Here is a 23,465-nt window from a genome sequence, read left to right as displayed (position 1 = left end):
GCAAAGAGCCCAGGGCGCTTAAAAGAAGTGGGAAAGCAGAGGCAATAAAAAAGATTAGGGAATCCCGTTTATGAATTCCCTAATCTTTCTATGGATGTTATTTACGGATGCCTAATTCAGCGATAATAGCACGGTAGCGCGTAATGTCTGTTTTAGTCAGGTAATTCAGCAATCTTCTTCTTTTACCTACCAATTTCAAAAGACCTAAACGGGTAGAAAAGTCTTTTTTGTTGGATTTAAGGTGCTCTGTCAGGTGGTTAATCCGGGCAGTGAACAGGGCGATTTGTGATTCAGCAGATCCGGTATCGGTGGCTGACTTAGAAAAACCGCTGGTTTGGAAGATTTCTTTTTTCGCTTCGGTAGTTAATTTCATTGCGTGTAACTGTACTTGTCTTATTTATCGCAGTTCAGATTATAAGGCGCAAAGTTAGCAAACAAACCCAAACATTCAAATATTTCATCTGGGAAAGTGTTTATTTCTGCTACTGCGCCTTTGTTCGCTGTAACCGGGCCGTAATTTTTCGCCAGAAATCAAATTCGAGCAGGTTAGAATCGTTACGGGCCTGGTAGAGGAAAAACAAACCGGCCGGTAGCAGAATCATATTGGCCGCCCACATGCCCAGGGCCACCGGGGCAACCCCTTCCCGGCCCCATTTCTCCCCAAGTATGCTCAGGACATAGTACACAATAAAGAAGGCAATGGAGATGATCACGGGCATTCCCAAGCCGCCCTTACGGATAATGGCTCCCAGCGGTGCGCCAATCAGGAACATGATGAAACAGGCGAAGGCTTGGGTGAACTTCCGGTAAATCTCTATTTCATAGTTGTTCCGCTCCCGCTGGATACTGGTGAGCCTGGAGGCGTAGGAACTGGTGAAACTTTTCACATTACGGGCAGCATTAGCCGCCATCTGCACATCCTGTAGGGTTATTTCCTTGCTGATTTTAGCAGCAGGAACCTGTATTTTAAGGGTGTCACTCGCTTTAAGGGTAGAGAAATGGGAATAGAATGGCCGCACATTTGGCTCCAGCAGCGTGGTCTCCTTAGTGATTTGCTTCTGTAACGAGTCTGTCACCTGCGAGAGCTGATTGATGTTCTTCATCATTTTATTGTCAGCGAACGCCTGGGCATTGGAGCGGGTCATCTGAAAGGAAGACAGGTTCACCACCAGTTTATTCTTAGTGAAGCCCTGCCGCAGGTACCCTGTGTTTTGGGCATACCCATTGGCGCCACTGGGACGCTCCTCGGCAAATGTCTTCCCATTGAACATCTCCAGCACCAGGTACTGGTCATTGTACTGAGTGTACATCTTCCCAGAATCGGCGAGCATGACCACAGTGTTTCCCTGGCCGTTGGAATGGTCATAGATCATGATGTCTTTGAGCGTCTGACCGTCTTCAAACTTCTTACCCACCCGAATGCTGCGGTTAGGCAGGCCGTTGTAGAAGGAGCCTTCCTTCAAATCAAGGGAAGGTTTCTTCTGCCTGATGTCCCACATAAGACTATAGGCCTTGAGGTTGGCTTTAGGCACAATGGTGTTATGGAAGAAGAATGCCGCCACCGTAAGAATTACCGCAAACAAGAACACCGGGCGCAGGGCACGTACCAAGGAGATACCAGAGGTCTTGATGGCCGTAAGCTCATGGTGTTCACCCAGGTTCCCGAAGGTCATGAGAGAAGAGAGCAGAATTGCCAGCGGAAACGCCATGGGCGCCAGGTTGAGGCTGAAATAGAACAGCAGCTCAGAGATAACGGCGGCACCCAGCCCCTTCCCCACTAAATCATCCAGGTACTTCAGGATAACCTGAAGCAGCAGAATGAATTCTACTACCGCAAACGTGAGAACAAAAGGCCCTATGAAGGACTTAAGGATAAGTTTATCTAATTTTTTCATGCGTTGAAGCCGCTTTCCGCAGCACCAGCCGTTTCAGGCTGTCCTCTTTGGGAAAAGCAGCTCAAATTTACGAAAATAGCCCGAAAGGATGGCTATCCGCCGATCAACTCGCGCAAGGTGAGCACTTGGTTGTCCCAAAGTTCCGTTAGCTGTTCAACGTCTCCTACGTCTGTATAGTCTACAATGCGCAGAAATTGCTCTTGGGTGAGCTCCCCGGTTTCAATGGAGAAATCAATGTAGCTGTAATCGTGCGAGCCGTTTTTACCGGTACCCGGAAAAGTAAACCGCACCGACTTATTGGTGCGGTGGCTGGTCATTTCAGCGATGTGTTCCTGATTATCCCAGACAAGGTTGTATTTGCGGTCGCCAATCTGGTGGGCAGCATCACAAAGCCATTGCGCCAACCCTGAGGCAGTACTCAGGTAAGGGTACAGCATCTTCGGCGACGCATTAAGAGGATACTCTCTGACAAACTTTATTTTACTCATAGACAATAAAGCTTAAGTGTGGTAAAGGGTATGGGGTAAAGATTGGGGGCGGTTGTCCTTCTCAAGTAAAGGAAAATATTTTATACAAAAAAACTTGTGTGGTTATAAATCTTATCCCTACTTTTGCAGCATCAAAACGGCGGGGTAGCTCAGATGGTTAGAGCGCAGGATTCATAACCCTGAGGTCGGCAGTTCGATTCTGCTCCCCGCTACTAGAGGCCCAATACGCATTGTATTGGGCCTTTTTCTTTACTGCAACAACATTTGCAACACTTTTTCTCAAATCTTTAGACGGAATGGAGCAACAGGATCGCAAGTTTCCTTACCGCCTCTGCGTTGTCAAAACCAGCAATAATGACCTTTCTAAGCGCTGGTATGTGGAATTTTATGTCTGGGATGAAAATAAAGGCAAGCTGGTCCGCAAGCAGGATTTTTCGCTCAACAGCTACAAGACCGTTGCGGACCGGTTGCGCCGTGGCCAGGAAATAAAGCGCGAAATTGATGCTGCGCTAAAGGCAGGAAAGATCATTAAGAAAGTTGATGCGGCCCCTGCTCCTGCACCAGTAGCTGTGTCGCCTGCACCGGGTGCGCCTGAAATAACTGTAGATTCTACCCTGAAGGAAGCTATTTCTTTTGCCGTCAAGATTAAGACCGGCTCTCTTTCGGACCGTTCCGGGTCCACCTATCGGAGCATCAAGAATATTTTGTTTTCCTGGATTGAAGAGGCGGCTCTGGAGGATCTGCGCCTGGGTGACGTGACACCTGGTATTATGAGCCGGTTTTTTGACTATCTGAAACTGGAACGCAAGGTTGACAACATCACGCACAACAATTATTTGCTTTACTCCAGGGCAATTTTCAATCTGTTGGTACGCCGTGAGATAATTGAGAAAAGCCCCTGCAGCTCTATTAAGAATCTTCCGGAGCAGGAGAAATCCCACGTACCTTTCCTGGATGAACAGCGGCTGCAGGTTAAGGAATACCTTGAGCTGCACGATCCGCAACTGCTGTTATTCTGCACGTTCATGTATTACACTTTCGTTAGGCGCTCAGAGCTGCGCTTCCTGCAGGTGAAAAACATTCAGAAAAAGAAGATCCACATACCTGGTTACATCTATGTGAACGGCAAGAAAACGCGGGTAAGTAAAAATGGTAAGGCGGAAACGGTTGTGATCCCGGACGGCCTGGAGAATGTGATCAATGAATTGAATCTCCGCAATTACCCGGCTGACTATTTCATTTTTGGCCAGAAGGGCCAGCCCGGACCAAAGCACTTAGGTTTGAGCTATTTTTCCAATAAACACATTCTGTGCCTCCGTGAGCTGGGGCTTAATGATGGCCAGACACTTTATTCCTGGAAACATACCGGTGTGGTTAAATTGTATATGGCCATAAAAGACATTAGGAAGATCCAGCAGCAGTGCCGGCACTCTTCTATCGCCATGACAGAGAAGTATCTGCGTGGCCTGGGCTTGTTTGACAATGAAGAGGTCCAGGCACTTTTCCCTGCTTTTTAGCAAAAAATGCCGGCAAAGTTGCCGGCATTTTCTTTGGTAAGACAGTAAGACCGTAAGAAATCAACTCTGGATGGAGCTTGGTTCATCGCCCCAATCCTCTTCTATATTTTCTTTCCAGGAGCACACCCATTGCCTTGGTTTGATGTTCCCGGTGTCCATCAGGATTATCCTGATTCCGTAGGGCTCTAATTTTGCCAGGTGGGGGTAAATCTCGGAGCCAGCATATATTCTTTTGGGTGCTCCTTTCTCTTTGATTGCCTCGGCTGTCTCTTGGGAAATCGGCTTGAACATTTCCACCAGACGGTCCACTTTTTTCCTCTCCAGCTCAGTATTGATGCCGTTTATGGTATTCACTGCCCTATCCATTCTGATTCTGTTAACCTTAATGGCTGCTTTTATTTTGGCTTTGTCCTGCCGCTTATTGGAGTTTGGAAAAAATCTGCTGCTCATATTGGGGGAAGAGTTTGTGCTGCTGCCGGTACTTATTAAGGTGCATGGTCAGGTTCCGGTGTTTCCTGTCATGCCTGTTATGGCAAAGTTGACAAAGTGCCTTTAAGTTCCAATCCTCATTATTGGTTGGGTCGTGGTCCAGATGGGCCACTGTCAGGATCACTTTCATGTACCTGGTGTTTAGCCAGGCGTTAATCGTTTTAAGGTTCTCAATGCTCAGGTGCTCCATTTCCGGCTCTTCCCGGAAGTTCATCTTTTCGTCCCTGGTACCAACGATTCCATGTTTGATTTGGCAATTCTCGCATCTCCAGTTGACGTTTTCTTTTTTGCGTTTTGCTATCTCGTTCCAATCCTTTGGGTAAAGATGCTTATTTTCCTTAAGTATAGGCATTTAACAGGAATAACCTCTTCTATTTATTCCGGTTCTCTATCAGCATCCAAATCAACCAGAATGGCCAAAACCAAGCTGCTAGCCTGGTTTCGCGTTTTGTGGCATCTGGAACGACTGATTCTGCATTGGCCAGGACGAACTCTACGCCTAGCAGCCAAATCGCTGTTAGAATTATTGAGGCTATTGTAATCATAGTTTTAGCTAAGGAGTTATAACGTACTCATAAAGGTACAATTATGCACCCTCTTTTAAAACAGAATGAGGTCCACCTGGGGTGGTTTCGTGAGCGGAAGGCTGAATTTTATTTTCTTGATGATCGCTCTCTGCCCTTCAAAACTATAGAGCTCATCCTCGTTCAGATCAGCCAGCTGTTCGGCCGTCCAGTCCAGGCTCCCCCTCAACAGCCTTCCCTGCATTAGGGTGATCCAGGATTCAAGGAATTTTTTTCCTATCCCGCCTTCGCCCTCCCATTTCAGGGTGTACTCGCCAACAATTTCCCCTTTGGCGTTCCTATTGTCTCCGGAGAGCATTGGGTAAACCATGGGCCCTTCGCTGAACGGTTGCATGCCCCGGTAAAAAGCCAGGCGCAATTCTTGGTTTTCCTCGGTAGTTGGGATCATGGGGTTGTACCCCTCTTTTTCCAGCACCGGTATTTTCCATTTGGCGAACCAGTCACGTTTTGCGGCTGCATGGTTGTCACAGAAGAAAGTCCAGTCCTCCACGCGCTTGTAATCATGTTGGTTCGGCTGCTCTGGCCAAACCAAATCCCATATGTAGTACTTGTTTTCTACCTCCAGCAGGTAAAGGTCGCCCAGCTCCGGGTTTTCTATGGCCTCCAGATCATTCCACCCGTAGATGCTGCCTTTGAAGTTGAAATTCAGGAATGGCTGCTCCCGGTCAATGGTGGTGGCGATACCCATGGTGTAGGGTGTAACTCCTTCGCCTATTTCCAGCCCCCTGTAGTCTCCTGCGTACCTGGTGAACTCACCTATTCCGCCCCATATCATTTTTCCTTCCATTAACTGCCACACATAATAGCATTTATGCTCTTTCACATAATAGCAGTCTTTAAGTTCTGCGGTTCTCCAGTCGGGCAACCCGCTTATGGTGGGCACTTCCCCTTTGTAGTTCACATCTGAGAAATCTTTGATTTCGTTTTCTGCCGCCTGGTCACCTCCCTCAGTCCTGTAGGCAAGTTTCAGCCCACTTTTGCCGGCAAATTCCTCTTCGTAGTTTTTAAGGAATTTACCGGTCAGAGGCTTCCTTATTTTTTCGCTCAGCCTGGCTTCCACCCTTGAAAGTTTGATTCTTCCATCCAGGTTGACGGTGAGGCACATTCCGAATGTGTTCTGCAGTTTTCTCAGAAGATCATAAAAGGAGATATCCGGTAATATTTCCCTTAGCCTGAAAGAGCGCCTGAAGCTGTTTTTGAAGTGGTAGATGCCCGGCTCATAGGTGGTACCGCCGTTGTAGCCCAGCCAATCATAGTTTGTAACCCCTTCGATCCAAAGGTGCAGCTCAATGTTATCCAGTGCGCTGTTGCTGATCACGACCAGATTGCTCAGTTCCTGGTCAAAGAATTGATCCTCCACCTCAATGCCTAGTTCCTCGAATCCTGTCTGCAGCAGATATTTCAGGCTTGGGAACGGGCAGATGGGGAACGACGTGCACACCTTTGGCCCGTTAACATTCCAGGTGTAGCCGATTGATTCCAGGGTGTTGTTTCCTTCTGCCTGGTTGAGCGGGAAAAAGCCCATTTCGCCGTTCCCTCCGGTTTTGGCGTTGGCATTTGGGAAATATCTGTTCAGATATTGACCGTAGAACAGGCTGTAATCCTGGTTCTCTGCATATAGCCCGCTGTTGTGTACCGGGCCGAACACATATTCCTGGACCTGCTGCAGGTCCGTTTTCTCCAGCATGTGCGTGATTACTTCCTGCTCGGTTTCGCCTAAGATCTTACTGCCTCCCAATTCCATTTTCCTTAGCCTGGCTTCTTTCAGATGTTTTACCAGCGCTTTTTCCGAAGTAGTCATGTTTCCCCGGAACCCAACGCCCGGTTCGTAGTTTCTCAGCTCAAATGAGCCTTTAAGGTAAAAACCTGCTTCCTCGTAGGTAGCCTGGAAGCTCTTTGGTGCCTGAGCTCTGCTATCCAGGCGCTGGATGTCGCCCATGGCCAGCCGTGCCTGCGGTGTGTCTGGAATGGTGAACGGCATGGTATGGGTCCCTGCCGTGTTTTGCTCCAGGAGTAAATCAGGGATTGTGCTGTTTTTCTCAAATGTGATCGGCATATCGGCCCTGAGCTCCACCACCTGGCCTTCTATTGTGAGTTTTCTCATTTTGCTCCGTGGAAATTCGTGGCTTGCGCCCGGTCATATTCAAATTGCCAGCCTGTGGGGCCTTGGTAATCTTGGCGGTAGTCAATTTTTTTCGTTCTCAGGATGATCTCCATTGGTTTGCCGTCCACCATTTCGGCCTTTTTTCTGGATAGGAGAAATTCCTGCAGGTACTCCAGGTACTCCCTTGTCTTGTAGCCTGTGGAGATTTTGTGGCTTCTCCTGCCCTCCAGATGGTACACGAACTGTTTGCCTCCGAAGCGCTCCGCGGTTTGCTGCTCTACTTCCAGGCTGTCGGTTTTTTCTCCTGTCGCCTGCAGTACATCATAGACGCAAAGGCTGTTCCTGAAAAGAAAGCTCCTTACCGGATCTGTTTGCCACTGTATTTCCAGAATCCTTGTCTCGCTTATAGCCTGGTCTGCGGTATCGCAGACGTTCAGCCTTATTTTATCGGCTTCATTGGGCCAATCGCTGTTGGGTAGGGAGAACTGCAGCAGCCTGTAGGCCCAGGGCTTTCCTGTAAGGTCCAGTGGGTATTTTCTGACGGCAACCGGCTGTGGGTTTGCCCCTTTCATAAATTCCACCCGAAGATTGACGCTCTCCAGCTCCTCTTTGGCCAGTAAGAAATAATAGAGTTCGGGTTGGTTGGGGTACACCTTCTTTTTCACCGGTTGCCAGGTCATGAATTTCTTTTCCTGTTGCATCCATGCGAAGTACTCCTGCTGGTTTATTTCCTCCGGAAGCCCGCCCACCAGCGCGGTGCAAATGTTGCTGACGTACCAGCGCATCAGTTTTGTTTCGGGGTCCTTATGGCCAATGCGAAGGAAAAACCTGGCCATGTTCCTGATCTGCAGCGTGGCTGTTCGCTCAAGGTCCGGATATCCGGGGAACTGCCTTGCCTCCAGTCTGGTGTTAATTGCGTCTGCTATATTGAATGTAGCTACCCCATCGTTTTCAGCGTCCCTGTAGCTGGTTGCCACTTTGCTGTAATCCCCGGTCATATATTCGCTTTCCATGTAAATCTCAAGCGTGACGGTTTCAGCTGGCCCCGGTGCCTGGTGCGAAATCTCTAACGCACATTTAGTGAAGATCAGCGCCGGCAGTACTTTTTCCTCCGGTGTAGGTTCCGGCTCCGGCATTGGCTCCCCCTGCTCTGGGCTTTTTTCTTCTAAGGTGGCGAATTTTTCCGCCTTGATTGATCCGGAAGGACCGCTGGCCACATCTATGCGGTACTTCCCGGGTGCAACCTGCAGGAAGGTAAACTCCTCCACCCCAAAATCCCCTGAGTAGTCCACCTGGACGTTTTCCGGCATTTTATAGAGCACGAATCTTCCCCCCGGCTCACCAGAGTAGCTTTTCCAGGCTGTAATGGAGCCTTTTTCACCTATGCCGGCATGGTTTACCGTTAGCGCAAGTTTATCATTGGTGATGGTGAAATAATACCAATCCTGTTTCTCCAGCTTCACAATTCCCCCGGTACCATCGTGTCGGTAGATGGTCACGAAGATTCCATCCTTCAGGATTGCATCCTCGGTAAAAACATTTTCTTCAGTGGATCTGGAGAATGAGCTGTTGAACGGCAACGATGCCACCGGCACCGTTTCTACGGCTTTGGTGGCATCGTTGAAATAATATTCCCTTCCTGAGTATTTGAGGTCTGCGCCTTGCGTTACTTCTCTTTTTAGTAGTCTGAGTGCCATTTATGCGGCTGTTACTATTGATTCTGATTTAATCTGCTCAATCTCTGCCTTGCTTCGCTGGTAATAATCCCAATCCCAAACACCTTCCACCGGCAAAGGATTCTCCAGGCGGTACAGGATCTGTTGCAGGGTCTGTTCCATTAATTGCCGGCTCTCCGGATTTTCCGTCACGGTCTGCGGCCGCTGCAGTTGGGTATCGCTTCCGTTCCCCGGTCCTGGCCCGCCTTCTGCGTAGCCCCGGCCGTAGTGGTTGCCGGTTCGCATGGCCTCTATGATGCTCACATAGTCCGCAACCTCGGGATTTTGCAGCAAATAATTAGGGACCACGTATTCCTGCCCTTCCTCGTTCATGGAAGCAAGGAAAGCGCCGCCTGTCTGCATTCCCCCGGCAGCGATGGATTTGGCCTGTTTTGGGGAAAACTGCACCAATCCACCCTCGGCGTATTCCTGAATCGGCTGGGCGATCACGGTGGCCAGCTGCAGGCCTGCGGCAATGGCGGTAGACACTGCCTGGGGTGAAAGGATTCCGAGCGGGTTGGCGCTGGCGCTCAACACGGCCACTGATCCGGCGATGATGGTATTGGCGATTTGTGCCTCCCGGTCTTTTTTCGCCTGCTCGTTCTTGATTTTCCGGAGGCGTTCCTCCGCCTGTTTTTCAATTTTCTCCTTTTCCTTCTCGTACTTGGCTTTCCGGAGCGTTCCCTTTCCATACTGATCATCCAGTGATTGCAGGGCAGATTCCTTTTGTTTCTGCACCCGGCGCAAATCCGCTTCCGTGGCTGCCTGGGCGAAGGAACTCAGCGCGTTGATCATATTGGTCATGATGTCGGCAAAGTTGTTTGCCGCGTCCACCATGGCCTGTTTCTCGTCTTCCCGGTACTCAGCCCGGATTTTCGCCACCGCATCTTCGCTCTCCGCGATCACGAGGTTCTTTTCCGCCTCTGTGCCTTTGGTGATCTCCAGCTCCTCCAGTTTCAGGTCACGCTCCAGCTCAATGGATTCAATCCTGGCCTTATTATAGGCTTCCCTTGCTTCCTTCTGGCTTTTTTCGTCCTGTGGCCCGAAATCCAGCTCCATGCCTTTCTCAATCACGTTGAGGTTGGCACCGGCCATGGCATCCCGCGCCCTTTTGTCAAAGAGCTCTTTCTCGGTTTCTTTCTTTTTGAGCGCCTCCTTAGCGTCCACGGCCGCTATCTCAGCGTTCATTTTCTGGCGAAGCAGTTTCTCCAGCTCAATTCTCGCGGTCCCCTGGGCCTTGCTCTCATCCATCTGGCGGATGAAGTTCTGCCGGCTCATTTCACGCTCACGCTCATATTCATCGGCAATATTGGCGATATAGGCATCCATGTACTGGCGCTCTATCTCCTGCATTTCCTTTAATTGGCGCTGGCGTTCCTCGGCCAGTTTCTCTGCGGCCCGGCGTTTTGCGTCAGCTGCTTTCTTCTGTGCGGCTTCCTGTTTGTGGCGGGCCTTTTCCTCTTCCTTGGCTTTGGCCTCCGCGTCTTCAAAATCCAGTTCCGTTACCTTTGTTACCGGGTCATTGTCTTTTTTCGCGTTCTCTTTTTCCAGGGCAATCTGCGCCTTTGTTTTCTCGCCCCTTAGTAGTGCCAGGTTCGCATCCATGCCGTTGAGTTCAGACTGGAGTGCGTTTATATCGGCCCTTACTTGGTTGAATTCAGCCGCGGTCATGGGTATTTTGACCTCCTGGATGGAAGTGGTGCCCCATGATGTGTTTTGTGAGATCATTTTGCTTTTCTTCCCGGAATCAAGCTGTGCCCTCGCAATGGTTAGATCCAGGCTTTTCTGCGCCCTTTCCTTCTCAATGACCTCAATTTTCTCTTTGTTGATGTATTTGAGGGCATCCTGCTGCTCCTTGATGAAATCACGCGCCTTTTGCGTGTTGATGGTCATGGCGTTGCCATATTTGTCCCAGGCCGTCACGGCCTGCGGCACCACTTCCGCTATTTTTGAGATCACCGTTTCCAGGCGCTCGTTTTCCTCAGCTGTGCGTGTGGTTTTTCCCTGGAGGCTTTCGTACTCCTTCAGCAGGTCGCTGAAACCTCCCTGCAGTTTCTCCACGAATTCAGACTGCTTTTCCCATTTTCCGAAAGCCTCAGTGGCGTTTTCCGCCCCTTTGGCGATCCCCAGCAAGGTGTCAACGACACTTTCCATGCCCCTTTTGATGGGGCTGTTCACGAAAGAGGTATGCAGCAGTTTGCCTAGTTTCTCCAGTTTCCCGGCGAAATTGTTGTTCTTCTTGTTGAATTCGTCCGTTAAGCTGGTCCCTTCCTTCATGGCCTGGTTGGCCAGTTCCTGTTTCTCCCGGACTATTTGGGTCTGGTTGGAGAGCAGGGCCACCACTTTCACCGCTTCCTGGCTGTTGATGTTCAGTTTCTCCAGCGTCTGTACAATAGACGTTGAACTGGCCCCTTTGAAGCGCTCTGCCATAGTCAGGAGCATTTCGTTAGGGTTGTTCTGCATCATTTCTTTGTACTCGGCAATGCCCATTTTCATGAACTTGGCGAAGCTGTCTGCCTGCTTGTTCATGGTTAGAATCACATTGGTCACGCCTCCGGATGATACTTCAGCGGTTAGGCCCAGCTCCTGTAGTGCGGCTCCTAGCCCGAGCGTTTGCGAAATATTTGGCCCTAAGTTTCCAAGGGCACCCAATCTTTTTGTGAAATCTGCGATTACGGGACCGGTTGCGGCTCCATCTGCACCCAGGGCGTTAATGGCAGAACCAATGTTATTGATTGCTTCCCCTGCGTCCAGTTTCGCCGTTTCCTTGAAGAGTTTCTGCAGTGCACCCAACTCTCTGGCCACTTCCTCTGCCCCACCCGTGAATTCATCCCCCAGGGCCACCACGGCTTTGTCAACGTTCTCCACGAAGCTCAGCAGCTCATCATTGGCCACGCCGAGCTGGCCGCCGATCACGGTAATATCCCGGAGGTCTTTGGCTTTGGTCCTGGTGTCAATTTTCTTCAGGGCTTTGTCAAACCTCTCCACCTCGTCGGTGGCCATGTTGGTTGATTTCTCTATGTCGGCATAGCTGTCTGAGAGCTCAGCGTTAGAGCTGATCACCTGGCTTACTTTTTCCGCCGCCAGCTGGAGGCCCATGAAAACGGCGGCAAGCATCCCCATCTGCGCGACTTCGCTTTTCAGCCACTGCCACATACCCCCCAATCCCTTTATTTTCTTGGTTTGGTTCTGAATAGCGCCGTCCACAGCCTGCATTTTGTCTTTGGCCTGTACCCAGGCCTCAGAACCGTAATCCATCCCCTCAATCTGAGTTTCCAGGTCTTTGTACCAGCTTTTCAGCTGGCCCAGGGTCATGCCGGTGATCCCGAGTTCTTCCCGGTGTGCCGCAATGGTGGCGTTTACCTCTTCCAGGTCTTTGTAGGCTTCCTGGTATTTTCTGCTGTTTTCCTGGAGCCCGCGCATTTGCTGGGTTAGCCTGGTCTGCGCTTTCTCCAGTTTATCCAGGTCTGCCAGGTCTTTGGTGCTCACGAAGGGTGCAATGCCTTTTTTCACCTGGTCCTGTCGCTGGATCTCATTGGTGACGGCATCAATTTTCTGCTGCAGTTCGTCCCAGCGCTCGGTCCCGAACGTTGCGCCGGTGGCCTGCTCACGATTCAGCTCTCCCAGGTATTTCCGGAGCTGCTTCATCGTCATGCCGGTAAGCCCGAGTTTTTCGCGCTGTTTGTCTACCAGATCATTGACTTCCTCCAGCTGCTTGAATGATTCAATGTATGCCTTAGTGCCGTTTTTCAGGCCACCCAGCGTTTTGAGCAGGTCCTTCTGCTTCATTTCGAGCTTACCGAGCTCATTAATCCCCTGGCTGCCGTCAACCTCTACGGCTACCTGTACTTTGTCCTGCCTAACACTCATTCCTACTTCCTCCTAGTCTTGGGGGCTTGCTGTGGCCCTGTGGCCACCTCTTTCAATGTTTCAATGATTACTTCCTGCACTTCTCCGCTCACTACCCCTAGCAGCGCGTTCAATCTGCCGTAAAATGGTTTTGAGTACCATTTGGCGGGTTTTCTGCCTTTCCTCTTCCTGGCGCTGGCCGTGGCCAATGCCAGGTTTCCGGCCATGGTTTCTATTTTGGCTTTTTTCCCAGATCCCGCACCCATATCCCTGAACCGGCCATGCTCAATGAATGAAAGATCCATCTGCACTTTGTCACCGTATTTGGCGTAGACGTTTGAGCGGAGGGAGAAAAACAGCTCTTTGTCTCCTCCTCCTTTTTCACCTACTTTTAGGCGTTTCATTTGCTCTTTCAGGATTCTGTCGGTGCGGTCCGCCCATTCCTCCACCAGCTCAAATACATCAATCAGCTGGCTCATGCGCTCCAGTTGTTGGGGAAGGTCACCGGTGCGAAACTGTCATACCAAGGGAATTCAAACCGGTAGCCGTAGACGTTGCCCCATAGAGGCCCAACTTTGTTGTAGCTCACCTTCTCCAGTCTGAAATTCTTCAGGAAACCGTATATGGTCCGTTTCTCTGAATCTTTGTAGATCCTGGCCACTATTTCCTTCCCGTACTCCAGGCAGCGGTTCAATACCAGATTCTCGTCTTTGAGATCATTCGCCCTTACCTGCTGCACGATGTAGAAAGCGCCGGTCATCTGGTTCAGGTGGTTGTCACCGCCGTTTCCGCCGAGCTCACCCTCGAAATACTCCAGGAGCATGCAAGGCTCCTGCAGGTCCAGCCTGCTTCTGAGCTGGGTAATTACTTCTTCAATATCCACCCTGGCGAAGCGCTGGCGGTTGCCGCTGTGCCCGATGGGGCGGAAGTACGTGGCCAGGAACTCAAAATAGTTGGTGTATGCGGTTAGTGTCATTTACTGGATTTTGCTTTCGCCTCTCTCTCCCTTTCCTCTAGGATGGATGCTTTCATGTGAAATAATACTGTGTGGATGTTCTGGGCCCCTGTGGGCTCATAGTCCTTTATGCTGCCGGCCAGCTGCTTGAGTATGCCCGCCCAACCGAGGTTGGCGGCTCTGCGCTGCTCCGTAACGCCTTGCTCCGGTTCCGGGAACACCTCCCGGTGCCTTTCCACGATCTGCTGCCTGCAGCCGACGAAAAACAGCATGATTGCCTGCCGTGTGGCCAACGGCAGCCGGGCTACCTGTTTGGTCCTTCTCTCCAGTAATGCCTCGTTGAATTTCTCCCTGGTGTCTCCGGTTGCCGTGTCGGCGGTTTCCTTTGCCCTGTTCCTCGGTCTGTAAAGGATGGCCACCAGACGGTTCAGGTATCTTTGATCTCTCGTGCGGTGGTAACCCAGGTAGGCTGCCTCAGCCTTTATGTACTCCAGGAAACTGCAGTTACCCAGGAGGTCGGCAGGACCATACAGCCATTTTAGGGTTCCAGGGATGCGTATTTTAGGCAGTAGCTGCTTTGTCAGGGTGCTTTTTCTGAAAAGGAAGCCACAAATAGGTTCCAGCTCCAGCAGGAGATATTCAAGTTCCTCCAGTTTCAGATGCCAGAAGAACAGCCACTGCAGGTACAGGTTGCGGCGTACCTGCAGCAGGATCAGAATACTGCTTTTGAGCACGTGTTCCACCGGTTTCCCTGAATGGATTAGCTTGGTCAGTTTAAGCAGTTGAGGCGCACTCAACTCATTGAGTGCGCCTGCAACGTTAAATTCCCTGCCGTTAAGGGTGACTTTATTCATTGGCCACATCTTTTACAGCTTCTGCCACATCTGCGGCAACGCCGGCTATTTCGGCGGCTTTCTCCAGGCCTGGGGAAATCTTCACCTTCCCGGTGGCCTTCAGCAGGAATACAGCGCCTCCTAGCTTGGCAATGAACTTCAGCACCTTTGTGACGGTGTTGAGTACCTTTTTTCCTTTGCTTGGCTCTGTGGCCAAATTTTCTACCTCTGCGCTCATAATGCTGCTAATGGGAAAAGATTGATGAATTGGATTTTGGCACCGCCTTTTTTGATCTCTGGAGCTGCGGCGGCATACAGCTTTTTGTAAAGTGCGGTGGATGTGAGCACGGCTACCTGGTTGTTCAGCATCCCGATGCTGGTGCCGGGGATGTAGCAGCCCTCTGTGTCGTCGTCGGTGTTTCCCGGGTGAATCAGGATGTACTCGAAGCCTGGCACGTTTTTGATGTGGATCATGTCGTGGCCGTACTTCCCGGAGAATTTCGGGCTTTTGTGGAAGCCCAGCTCATAGGTGCCCTCCGGAATACAGGTTTCCCCTTTTTTCTTGGTGTTGCGGCGCTCGTCCTCAACGCCGAATCCGGAGACACCTTTGCCGTTGACGGTGAAGGTGGAGACGCTTGCGTCATTGTTGTAAAGAATCCGGCTTACTGTGATCAGCGGTTTTTGCATTACTCTTGTTTTTGACTGGTTTTAGTTCTTTGTAAATTCTAATGGCGGTGTAGGTGATGGAGAGCATGAACAGGATGTTCTGCAGCAGATTTGCCTGGAGAATGTTCTCCGTCAGCACGTTCAGGAAGAGAAGGCCCCAGACCTTCACAATCCCCATATTTTCATGTGATTGCATCAGTTTAGGCCATAAAGAATTTCTCACCTGCCGCGTTGGGGTCTTGCTGAGCCTGTGGCTCCACAAATGCTCCACTTTCTTTGAATAGCGGGTATTTGTCAATTCTTGCATATAAAAAGTTCGTGAGTTCCTTCTCCGCTTTCTCCGCTTCGCCCTGGTACTGCAGCAGCAGGCGGTTGATCCTTTTTTCGTCGGCCGGCAACGTGAGCGTGAGCGCGAATGTGGAGCTGGAGGAATAAATGTGTAGCCCGGTTTCCGTGATGGCCAGCGAAAGCTCCACAATGCCTTTGGCTATGGTATGGAAAGCCACCACCGGTTTCACCTTCTCCAGCAGAAGCGCCAGATCCGGGGCCTCTGTGGTAGTTTCCTGTGTTGTCGCCTGGTGCCAGTTTTTGAGTTCCTGGAACAGTTTAGGTCCCAGGTGCTCTAAGAGCAGGCCTTGCTCTATCCTCGCCATGACCGGCTGCAGCGCGATGTAGGTGCGCCGGCTCCCGCCGATGTTCACGTACTGCGCGAATTGGCGGGTACTGTGCAGAAAATAGCGTCTGCTCTCCAGCTGGTCGTACTGCGGGTAGTCCTTTGCATTTTCCTCCAGGTACTCCAGCAAATCATCCAGGGCACGGTAGGCCGTTGTGGCATATGAGCTCTCCAGTCTCTGGATCTGCTCAGGGGTCGCCGGTTTGTTGGTTGCGTTCTGTACCTGTTGGATTCCCGAGGCGCTGATCTGCGTGGCTCCATGGGGGATATAAAGCAGATAGGCGAAGTTTGCCAGGCAGTCCTGGCATACCTCCAGCAGTGCTTTCATGGGCTCGCTCAGGTCTGCGTCAGCCTCATAGGCTGTGTGCAGTTCGTTGTAGAGCTCTCGGCCCAGGGCGGGGCGTATCTGCAGGTTTTCCGCCCTCCTGATAAAGGGCATGATATCCTCTAAATAGATACTGGCGTTGACGGCCACGTACTTTTTTACTTCCTCTAATTTTTTGAAAAGTGGCATTATTTCGCTTGCTGCTGGGTTTCCTTGCCCTGGTCGAGGCTGGTGATCCAATAATTTTTAAACCAAAGTTTATAGGGCCTGCCGGTGACTTTGCTTTTGAAGCCGTTGAACCGGTAGCAGAAATCAACCGGCTCCAGGAGCAGGTCCATTTCGGGTTTGCTGTTTGCGATCCAGATATTGTAGGCAACCCGTTTATCCGATCCTGAGCCTGCTCCCAGGCCTTTCCCCGGTGTGCGGCCGATCAGGGTGGGGTCTACCCCCTGGGAGAAGAAAATATGTGAGCTGGCTTCCTGGGAATCCTCCAGGTAAGCGCCGTCTTTCGTCTTGTCGCTTATTTCCTCAATTTTCCAGCCGGCCCATTCGGTGCCTTCTGCCGTGGTCTTGAAGACCGTGAAAATCGTTTTTCCGGCATTTTCGGCTGAAGTCAGAAACTCGGTGAATCGCTGGTATTCTTTCTTCTGGAGTTTGGTTTTCTCCTCTTCAGGTTTAGTCTCCCATTCTGGATATTTCCAGCTCCAGAAGTAGTCCGGAACCTTGATGTGGTATTTGACGGTAATGGCGTTCTTCATGAGCGCCGCCTTGAATACCGGTATGGCGTTGGCCACTTCCAGCCAGGCGCTGTTGCGGATGGAATTCCAGGGCGCTACCTGATAATAGGTATATCCTGAGCTGGTGCCGGCAATAGGGTAGATCCACTCTGCCACCTGCCTCTTCTTGGCTTCTTCCTTGAGCTGCTCCACCGCCTGGAAATATGGGTCAATGACCGGGATCTGTTTGGTGGTTTTGGCGCTTATGCGCGGGTTTTTTTCCCATTGCGCGTTGAAATAGGCCTCTTCAATCACACCATCCTCATTCTGCACGCCCCAACGTGAGAAAGCGCTTTCCTGGCAGTACAGGCTGGAAATGTAGTCGTAGCCCTTGTTCATCATGATGGTGGGCCACACATTCCAGAACTTGTAAAACTCCAGGGAGCTCTCGCGCAGATACCGGTCAATGTTGGTGCTCTGGTTCCATTCCTCCACCGCTGGGTCAATCTCGCGCACCAGCCGCTCGTTTCCGTTCGCATCAATATCGACGTGGCCATACACCAGCCCGCCTGAAATGATCGCGTTTGATTTCCAGTAGATGGTGGCACTCAGCTCCGGGTTTTTGTCTATGTCGCGCATGACCTCCTGCGGGAAGAGGTTGTTCTTGCCCCATTTCGCTATTTTCTTATCAATGGCGTTTTTCTTGGCGTTTTCGTCCTGGGGCGTGTAGGGATTGTGGGCTATCGTGCTGTGCGTGGTCACGATGGCGTTCAGGCTGGAGATAAAAGCCGTGCCTGAACCGGCGTGTGCTATGATCTCCATTAGATTGCTACCTGTTGTCCGTTGATTTTATGAATGAGCCAGATGTGGCAGGTGATCACCTCCTTTGTTTCCGGAATGAGCAGGTTCCTAGTGCCTGAAATGTATTGCCCGGTATCCATCTTGGGTATCCCTGTGCTTTGTGACGGCTTGTTTTTCTCCCTGCTGTTTTTGCTCAGTACCGCACTTTTCAAGCTGATCAGCTCTCCTCCCTTGTCGCGTTTGCGGTCGGCAGTGAAAAATTCTATTGAAAACGGCTGCGGCCACCCCCTCCTATCCTTCAGCTCCATCAGTCTGAGCCCTTGCGCTATCGAAATCATGGTGCAAAGGTGTCGGCGTGGCCAACCCAAAAAAAGGACATCGGATTTTAGCCTTTTGAGGCGGTTTGTGGGTGCAGATTTGAACTCTATCTCTATCTTTGGCCTATGACAACAAAAGAGGCATTTGTATGGCTAGCGGGTCAGCGGAACGTGCACAAAGAGCTTGGTTATACCGCCGAAAACTGGAAATCCATGAAAAAGCGCTTTAAATCGGGCGAACTATCCACTGAGAAGATTGAGGAGGCTCTGAAACTGGCCGGTTTTGAGGTGGTCCAGGAGAAACAGTGGGCGCTTAAATCCTAGTTTTAGGCTTGTTTTCTGAAAAACAGCGAAAAAAAAGGCTCCATTTAGGAGCCTTTTTTTCTTCTTCTTCTTTCTCATTTCCTGAGCAGCGGGAACTTATCCCTCCTGAATTTAGCCTGGTTGGATGTTGCCGGCTCCACATGCCACCTGGTGCGACCGGTATTGAACAGGAACTGCCGCTGTTCAATGTCCCGGTAGTAGGCTGGGGTGCATGAGCTCAGCACGATCATTAGCAGGTAGATGATTACTGCCGTCCGGAACTTGATCAGGTCCAGAAGAAAGAGTAGCAATAGGATAAACGCGATCATAAAAAAGCCTGGTCTGAATTACTTTGAAAGCTCAAAGTTCCTCAGCCAGGCTTCGGTGAAAAAGGACACTGCCAAACAGCGTCGAAACAGGCTTTTTGACTTTAGCGCCTGTTTTCTTTGCTACTTTTCTTTGTCAGCGCCATGGGCAGTATTGGTCCTCCAGCGGCTGCTTTTCAACTATGGCCTTATTCTGTTCTATCATGCACGGGCACATTTTCCTTGAATGTTAAGTATAAATTCTGGCACAGGCTTGTACTTCACCATCTGGTGGGCAGTGTACTGGTGGGTGTCCTCGTTTATCCTCAGCTGCGTGGCTAGCACCAGCTGGGGGAACAGCTCACGGCCTTCTCCCTGCACAAAGAATCGGGCACGATTAACCCAAAACCTAAGGGTATGCATATCGCCAATTTCATCTATTCCAATAATATCGGTGTCGGGATTCACGAATACTATAGGCTGGCGCGGTACCTCCGGCATTAAAATCTGCATTTTTCCATTTGCATGGAGCTTCCAGAGCTGGGTGCTTTTACCGCTGGCCCCGCCACCTGACAGGATTATCGCTTTCTTTTTCATGGTTTTCTCTTTTAATTCCGGCAATTCTGCCTTGTTTTTGAAATAAAGTTCTGATTTGGTCATTTCTGCTTGACAAGGTATAGGAGGGCTTTTTTAGCGCCTCTAAACGATTTTCTTCGGCCGTTTGTGGCAATGGCCCGATAAGTGGTTTTCCTGCGTTCTATAAAGCCAATAGGCACACCTTTTAGCATAATATGGGTCAACTCAGGATTAAAAAGGTCCTGGCAGACGAGCAACATATATCCTTTGGGCGTACGCATTGGCATCTGTCATTTTTCCTGACCGCACCAGGGACAGAATTTATGAATCACGGGCATGGTTGTCTCTTCTTCCTCTCCTTCTACAGTTAATTCCATGTTGGAATACGTGAAGGCGCTTAGAGTGCTTTTACCATCTTTTTGAATAATTCTCAATGACCTTTGTATTTGTGCGGCTACGATTCTTTTGCCTGGCAGTGGCTGCTGCTCCACGGCCTGCATGGCTATTTCTGAGGCACAGTTACAGGCCATTACTTCAATTCCGTCATGTGGTGGAACATATCTTTTAGGTCAAAAAGGAATCCCAGGGTTGTTTTAAGCTGCATGGGGTCTGCCTCCTGGGGGTGGTGGTAGAGCGTGACGAAACGGATGATTTCCTCAATGTTCTCACTCAGTTCATGCGGGGATTTGGCGTTTTCCTTGTCTGTGAGCCAGAAGAGCGGCATGAGGTTGAAATGTTTGGTGTTGAGTGGGTTTTTCACCAGCAGCGGCTCTTTTACATCTCTGATATCTGTCATGCTCTTGGCTGCGGTTTAGGGGTGATCACTGTTTTTGCCTTTGCGTTTCCGCGTAGAAGCCAGCGCCCGATGGGTGCCAGTTCCTTGTTTAAGGTCTTTTTCATACCTTTGGGTTCTGATTAAAATGTTTGACGGATTTATCTGTTAAGCATGCCCGGATGCTCCAACATCCGGGCTTTTTTTTATTCTTCGGTTTCTTCTGGAAATTCAAAGGATAGCTGTCTGTTGTTAGCCTCCCACTCCTCTAGGGTTGTATCTTTTAGGGTATTCAGCCGTGCCTTTGCCAATTTTAGGGTACTTTGGGCTTCCCTGAAATCTCTGCTTACTTTGTTCACCACTTCAATTTGTGCTTTCATTGCTGCTTCCTTGTGCTCCAGAAATAGAGCTTTCGCGGTGAAGCTTCTAAAAAGGGCTTTATAGCATGCCAGTTTATATTCTGTTACCGCTGCTTGAGCTTCCGGTTTGACATTCTTCGGATTGATTGTAAAGAGCCATCCAAAGATGAATTCATAAGGAATACAGAACATTTCGTAGTTCTTCCCGTCTGCTCCAGTTGCCATGCTGAGGGTGGCAACTGAACTAAGAATTTCGTCTCCTTCAATCTTCCTTTTTTGAGAGTCTTCATCAATTCCCATTGCTTTGCATATAGGTCTGATAGGCACAATTTTCTCCCCATTCTCCACTATAAGAATTGACACATTGTTGACTGTGGCCACTGTCCTGGTAAGTGCTTTCATTATATTACAGTTATTTGCTTTTTCTACTGTAAATTACAGCAAAGAAAAGTAAATATGCAACTTTTGTAAAAAGATTAATTTAATCTATGTTTGTGTATGGCTAAAACAACTGTAGATATTTCAGAGGAGGCTCATAGAGAATTGTTAAAAATTCAACTTGAGCGAAAACTAGAAGGAAAGAAAGGTGTAACTATTTCTACCCTAGCAAGTGAATTTTTAGATAAAGGTCTAGGAATCACCAAACCCCCAAAAACAGAAAGCCCCGGCAAATAGCCGGGGCTTTCTGTTTTTGGGGGTTTTCCAGAAAACAGGCTCAAAATTCTTAACAAGTTAATTTCCAAGCAATTTATCTTTTGCCTTCTGCATCTCCTCATCAGTAATTAGCCCCTTCTCTTTCAGTTCAGCAAGCTTTGTTAAATCATCAACAATTGAGGTTTGGGGCTTGTCCTCATTAAGTTTCTTTACAGCTAAATACTGTTCTTTTTGTAGATCGTAGGCAGCTTGCTTTCTTTCCTCTTCCTCCTTGTTAGGTGAGACAATGGCAATCACAAAACCCAAAAGAGGGCTTAGCAATAGTGACCATAAGAAAGCTCCTCCAAACCCAATCTTACGAGAGCTTCCAATAGCGCCAACTAGGGCACTCAGCATAATCCAAAGTATAAAATACACCATACTATTTTGTTTATAAATTAATTTGAGGCCTTAAAGCTACAACATTCGATTAATCCTTTGAAATGCTATTTATATAAAATAAAAAAAAAGGCTCCTAACTATTAGGAGCCTTAAATTTCTATAAAGGAATTCTAGAGAATAAATTTCCATTAATTAGTGACAAGCTAATTAATGATTTCTTTTTAATGTTTTACATTAATGTGATGCTACGTGGTGAAGTTGTAATGAAGCCTATTATTATAAATTGACTAATAATAGATTTAGATCATGAAAATTAAAGCCAAAAGCTTTTTAGATGTGAATAGCCAGTTCTTCAACTGGGGCAATTTCAACCTTCAGTTTTACATTTGCTTGTAAAGCCTTGAAAACCTTAGTTATAGTTTCAATAGTTACATTTCTTGATCCTTTTTCTAATTTAGAGATTTGAGCTTTTTGTACTCCAATAATATCTCCTAATTGTTCTTGGGTCAAGTGTTTCGCCTTTCTCATTTCTTTGATTTTCTCACTCAACATTTCTAGTGATAAATCGAACTCGAACTGTTGTCTTTCTGGAGTGCCCTTTTCTCCGTAATACTTAGCGGTGAGTTCTTCTAATGATTTTCTTGGCTTTCTTGGTTCGTCTCTCCTCCTTCTATCTTGATCGAGAAATTCTTTAGTTAGTGCTGCCATGATAGTTTGCTCTTAGTGGTTAGTTGATCCTTATAAAGGGCATCAAAGTATATTAAAGGATGACTCTGTTAAGAGTCATCCTTATTGTGATAAGAGTCTTTCAAAGCTATTGCTTTGTTGATTTGACTCTTAGGTGTCTTATTTTTCTGTTTCGTGAAACCATTAGTACAGATGATAAGTGACTTCTCTGTTTCACTGTAAAAAGCAAACAGCCTATACCAGGTCTTGTCTGCTTCGACTCGGAATTCCCAAAGATTTTTGTAGCCAGAGAGCTTTGTAAAGAACCTCCCCTTTTCCCCAGCCGAAACCCTTCTGAAGCATAAAATGAACTTCAATCTAGTTTTCTCAGGTAATGCATCCAAAAATTCCTCTGCGTCTTCCTCGAATTCAATTCGTAGGAGTTCCTTCATAGAAATTTTGTTTTTGTTAGATCTTACGCAAATATACTAAAAAGTTTCCTTATACCTCTACTTTGCTCAAGAAATCTTTTATATTTGCAATATCATAAACTTAAAAATCAATTTTATGCCAAAATCAGGCCAATCATCCAAGCCACTGGCAACGTTAGCCAGTAAAGTGTTACAAGACAACCGCTACTCGGCTGCAGCAAAGAGCCTAGCAGGTTCAGTTCTAAGTCAATCACCTAACAAGCCGTCCGGCGGCAAAAAGAAGTAGCTTAAAAGAAGAAGGCCCTTGCAGAGGGCCTTCTTCTTTTAATAGAAGTTCTGAATTTGCACCCCTTTGAATGCTTTGACGAACTGCAATTCGCGAATTGCGTCCTGCAAAAAGAGCAATTGCACCATAGAAGGTGCACAAACGCCCCTCATTGCAGCATAATCCCGACAACTTTTTAGCCACTTATTGCAGATTATCAAGCATTTACATTGTATTGATATTAAGAGAGAAGAAAAACCTCGGAGAGCAAACCACGTCCCGCGCTGGGGGTCGTTTGCAATTGCGGGGGCGGAAAGAGGGATATATGACCGTGCAAAGCGGCCCCCCATGTTGCAACGGACCAGGAATGGAGCGAAGCGGAGTTGCTGGGCTGGTGCTTCATGGGCACCGGGCACTGCCATGGAGCGCAGCGGAGTGGCAGGGTACGGTGGAGGCTGAAGGCCGCAGCGAGGCACGAGCACATAGAGCCCGCCGCAGGCACCATCTAAGTTTCTGCCTGGTGCCGGAGGTGAACGGGTAAATGGAGCGCAGCGGAATGGCCGGGCACAGGAGGCACGGGGCGGCCCCCTATGGCCAGGCGGGTGCGGAGGAACGGAGCATTGGCCTGGGCTTGTGGACGTGGCCCTAAACGCCAAACGCCCGGCCAGCTATGGTAGGCTGAAGTTACCGGGCGTTACGAGTACTGGCGGCACTCATGGAAGGAACTCAAAGATAGCAAATTACGCGCCGATTTGGAACGCGGCAGGGATAGAAACGGGAAATGCCCTGGCTCCTTTAGGTGCCAGGGCATTGAAGTGGATAGCCC

The 23,465-nt window shown here is 49.1% G+C and carries 27 protein-coding genes and 1 tRNA gene; 4 read left to right on the top strand and 24 right to left on the bottom strand.

All coding sequences use genetic code 11. The features are described from left to right. Positions 1-97 precede the first annotated feature (97 nt). From rpsO to EFA69_RS16305, 3 genes are all read right to left on the bottom strand, one after another. Positions 98-373, bottom strand: coding sequence for a 30S ribosomal protein S15 (gene rpsO / locus EFA69_RS16315; RefSeq protein WP_062545232.1), 276 nt, complete (start codon positions 371-373; stop codon positions 98-100). Between the two features lie 109 nt (positions 374-482). Next, positions 483-1,895, bottom strand: a complete 1,413-nt coding sequence (locus EFA69_RS16310; RefSeq protein ID WP_123134150.1) for an LptF/LptG family permease — start codon at positions 1,893-1,895, stop codon at positions 483-485. 92 nt (positions 1,896-1,987) lie between these two features. After that, positions 1,988-2,383 carry an START-like domain-containing protein gene (locus tag EFA69_RS16305; RefSeq protein ID WP_123134149.1) on the bottom strand — a complete coding sequence of 132 codons (396 nt, stop codon included), beginning with the start codon at positions 2,381-2,383 and terminating at the stop codon, positions 1,988-1,990. Between the two features lie 138 nt (positions 2,384-2,521). Between EFA69_RS16305 and EFA69_RS16300 the strand changes: the two genes are divergently transcribed. Both EFA69_RS16300 and EFA69_RS16295 read left to right on the top strand, forming a co-directional pair. After that, a tRNA-Met gene (locus EFA69_RS16300) sits at positions 2,522-2,595 on the top strand. Positions 2,596-2,679: 84 nt separating this feature from the next. Continuing rightward, the gene (locus tag EFA69_RS16295; protein WP_123134148.1) at positions 2,680-3,900 is read left to right on the top strand and encodes a tyrosine-type recombinase/integrase; all 1,221 of its coding nucleotides are present in this window, start codon (positions 2,680-2,682) and stop codon (positions 3,898-3,900) included. Between the two features lie 60 nt (positions 3,901-3,960). Here the strand turns inward: EFA69_RS16295 and EFA69_RS16290 are convergent, their stop codons facing one another. From EFA69_RS16290 to EFA69_RS16225, 14 genes are all read right to left on the bottom strand, one after another. Next, a complete protein-coding gene (locus EFA69_RS16290; protein ID WP_123134147.1) occupies positions 3,961-4,350 on the bottom strand; it encodes a hypothetical protein in 390 nt (129 codons plus the stop codon). Further along, the gene (locus EFA69_RS16285) at positions 4,319-4,603 is read right to left on the bottom strand and encodes an HNH endonuclease family protein (RefSeq protein WP_148041392.1); all 285 of its coding nucleotides are present in this window, start codon (positions 4,601-4,603) and stop codon (positions 4,319-4,321) included. The genes EFA69_RS16290 and EFA69_RS16285 overlap by 32 nt, the downstream gene beginning before the upstream one ends. Before the next feature lie 386 nt (positions 4,604-4,989). After that, the gene (locus EFA69_RS16280; protein WP_123134145.1) at positions 4,990-7,077 is read right to left on the bottom strand and encodes a hypothetical protein; all 2,088 of its coding nucleotides are present in this window, start codon (positions 7,075-7,077) and stop codon (positions 4,990-4,992) included. Next, positions 7,074-8,774 carry a hypothetical protein gene (locus EFA69_RS16275; protein ID WP_123134144.1) on the bottom strand — a complete coding sequence of 567 codons (1,701 nt, stop codon included), beginning with the start codon at positions 8,772-8,774 and terminating at the stop codon, positions 7,074-7,076. Before EFA69_RS16275 ends, EFA69_RS16280 begins: the two co-directional genes overlap by 4 nt. Continuing rightward, entirely contained in the window at positions 8,775-12,662 is a 3,888-nt protein-coding gene (locus tag EFA69_RS16270; RefSeq protein WP_123134143.1) for a hypothetical protein, read from the bottom strand. 2 nt (positions 12,663-12,664) lie between these two features. Next, entirely contained in the window at positions 12,665-13,120 is a 456-nt protein-coding gene (locus EFA69_RS16265) for a hypothetical protein (protein WP_123134142.1), read from the bottom strand. Then, a complete protein-coding gene (locus tag EFA69_RS16260; RefSeq protein ID WP_123134141.1) occupies positions 13,117-13,617 on the bottom strand; it encodes a hypothetical protein in 501 nt (166 codons plus the stop codon). The genes EFA69_RS16265 and EFA69_RS16260 overlap by 4 nt, the downstream gene beginning before the upstream one ends. Continuing rightward, positions 13,614-14,450: a hypothetical protein gene (locus EFA69_RS16255; protein ID WP_123134140.1), complete on the bottom strand. Its 837-nt coding sequence runs from the start codon at positions 14,448-14,450 to the stop codon at positions 13,614-13,616. Before EFA69_RS16255 ends, EFA69_RS16260 begins: the two co-directional genes overlap by 4 nt. Further along, entirely contained in the window at positions 14,443-14,667 is a 225-nt protein-coding gene (locus EFA69_RS16250) for a hypothetical protein (protein WP_123134139.1), read from the bottom strand. The genes EFA69_RS16255 and EFA69_RS16250 overlap by 8 nt, the downstream gene beginning before the upstream one ends. Further along, on the bottom strand, positions 14,664-15,116 hold the full coding sequence (locus tag EFA69_RS16245) for a DUF5675 family protein (RefSeq protein ID WP_123134138.1): 453 nt from the start codon (positions 15,114-15,116) through the stop codon (positions 14,664-14,666). Before EFA69_RS16245 ends, EFA69_RS16250 begins: the two co-directional genes overlap by 4 nt. After that, the gene (locus EFA69_RS16240; protein ID WP_148041391.1) at positions 15,070-15,291 is read right to left on the bottom strand and encodes a hypothetical protein; all 222 of its coding nucleotides are present in this window, start codon (positions 15,289-15,291) and stop codon (positions 15,070-15,072) included. The genes EFA69_RS16245 and EFA69_RS16240 overlap by 47 nt, the downstream gene beginning before the upstream one ends. A 4-nt stretch (positions 15,292-15,295) precedes the next feature. After that, the gene (locus EFA69_RS16235; RefSeq protein WP_123134136.1) at positions 15,296-16,282 is read right to left on the bottom strand and encodes a DUF6712 family protein; all 987 of its coding nucleotides are present in this window, start codon (positions 16,280-16,282) and stop codon (positions 15,296-15,298) included. Further along, positions 16,282-17,631 (bottom strand): phage portal family protein, encoded by a 1,350-nt coding sequence (locus EFA69_RS16230; RefSeq protein WP_123134135.1) that lies wholly within the window; start codon positions 17,629-17,631, stop codon positions 16,282-16,284. The genes EFA69_RS16235 and EFA69_RS16230 overlap by 1 nt, the downstream gene beginning before the upstream one ends. Beyond that, positions 17,631-17,948 carry a hypothetical protein gene (locus tag EFA69_RS16225; RefSeq protein ID WP_123134134.1) on the bottom strand — a complete coding sequence of 106 codons (318 nt, stop codon included), beginning with the start codon at positions 17,946-17,948 and terminating at the stop codon, positions 17,631-17,633. The genes EFA69_RS16230 and EFA69_RS16225 overlap by 1 nt, the downstream gene beginning before the upstream one ends. Positions 17,949-18,053: 105 nt before the next feature. Between EFA69_RS16225 and EFA69_RS16220 the strand changes: the two genes are divergently transcribed. Continuing rightward, complete coding sequence (locus EFA69_RS16220; protein ID WP_123134133.1) at positions 18,054-18,251, top strand: hypothetical protein; 198 nt, start codon at positions 18,054-18,056, stop codon at positions 18,249-18,251. Between the two features lie 74 nt (positions 18,252-18,325). Here EFA69_RS16220 and EFA69_RS16215 read toward each other — a convergent pair whose 3' ends face one another. The 4 genes from EFA69_RS16215 to EFA69_RS16190 form a co-directional block, all read right to left on the bottom strand. Next, the gene (locus EFA69_RS16215) at positions 18,326-18,559 is read right to left on the bottom strand and encodes a hypothetical protein (RefSeq protein ID WP_123134132.1); all 234 of its coding nucleotides are present in this window, start codon (positions 18,557-18,559) and stop codon (positions 18,326-18,328) included. 198 nt (positions 18,560-18,757) lie between these two features. Then, complete coding sequence (locus tag EFA69_RS16210) at positions 18,758-19,195, bottom strand: hypothetical protein (RefSeq protein ID WP_123134131.1); 438 nt, start codon at positions 19,193-19,195, stop codon at positions 18,758-18,760. 445 nt (positions 19,196-19,640) lie between these two features. Beyond that, entirely contained in the window at positions 19,641-19,907 is a 267-nt protein-coding gene (locus EFA69_RS16195) for a hypothetical protein (RefSeq protein WP_123134128.1), read from the bottom strand. Positions 19,908-20,089: 182 nt separating this feature from the next. Then, positions 20,090-20,644: a phage antirepressor N-terminal domain-containing protein gene (locus EFA69_RS16190; protein ID WP_123134127.1), complete on the bottom strand. Its 555-nt coding sequence runs from the start codon at positions 20,642-20,644 to the stop codon at positions 20,090-20,092. Between the two features lie 96 nt (positions 20,645-20,740). Here EFA69_RS16190 and EFA69_RS20365 point away from each other — a divergent pair, with 96 nt between their 5' ends. Next, positions 20,741-20,917, top strand: coding sequence for a hypothetical protein (locus EFA69_RS20365; RefSeq protein ID WP_183906830.1), 177 nt, complete (start codon positions 20,741-20,743; stop codon positions 20,915-20,917). A gap of 57 nt (positions 20,918-20,974) precedes the next feature. On the opposite strand, the gene EFA69_RS16185 is transcribed toward EFA69_RS20365, so the two are convergent. The 3 genes from EFA69_RS16185 to EFA69_RS16175 all read right to left on the bottom strand — a co-directional run bounded on the left by EFA69_RS16185 (position 20,975) and on the right by EFA69_RS16175 (position 22,395). Beyond that, complete coding sequence (locus tag EFA69_RS16185; RefSeq protein WP_123134126.1) at positions 20,975-21,316, bottom strand: SHOCT domain-containing protein; 342 nt, start codon at positions 21,314-21,316, stop codon at positions 20,975-20,977. A gap of 291 nt (positions 21,317-21,607) precedes the next feature. Then, positions 21,608-21,985: a helix-turn-helix transcriptional regulator gene (locus EFA69_RS16180; protein ID WP_123134125.1), complete on the bottom strand. Its 378-nt coding sequence runs from the start codon at positions 21,983-21,985 to the stop codon at positions 21,608-21,610. Positions 21,986-22,053: 68 nt separating this feature from the next. Then, a complete protein-coding gene (locus tag EFA69_RS16175) occupies positions 22,054-22,395 on the bottom strand; it encodes a type II toxin-antitoxin system RelE/ParE family toxin (protein ID WP_123134124.1) in 342 nt (113 codons plus the stop codon). Positions 22,396-23,465: the final 1,070 nt, after the last annotated feature.

This window comes from Rufibacter immobilis (genome assembly GCF_003721565.1).
GTDB classification, from domain to species: domain Bacteria; phylum Bacteroidota; class Bacteroidia; order Cytophagales; family Hymenobacteraceae; genus Nibribacter; species Nibribacter immobilis.
This window is presented reverse-complemented; position numbering and strand designations above follow the sequence as displayed.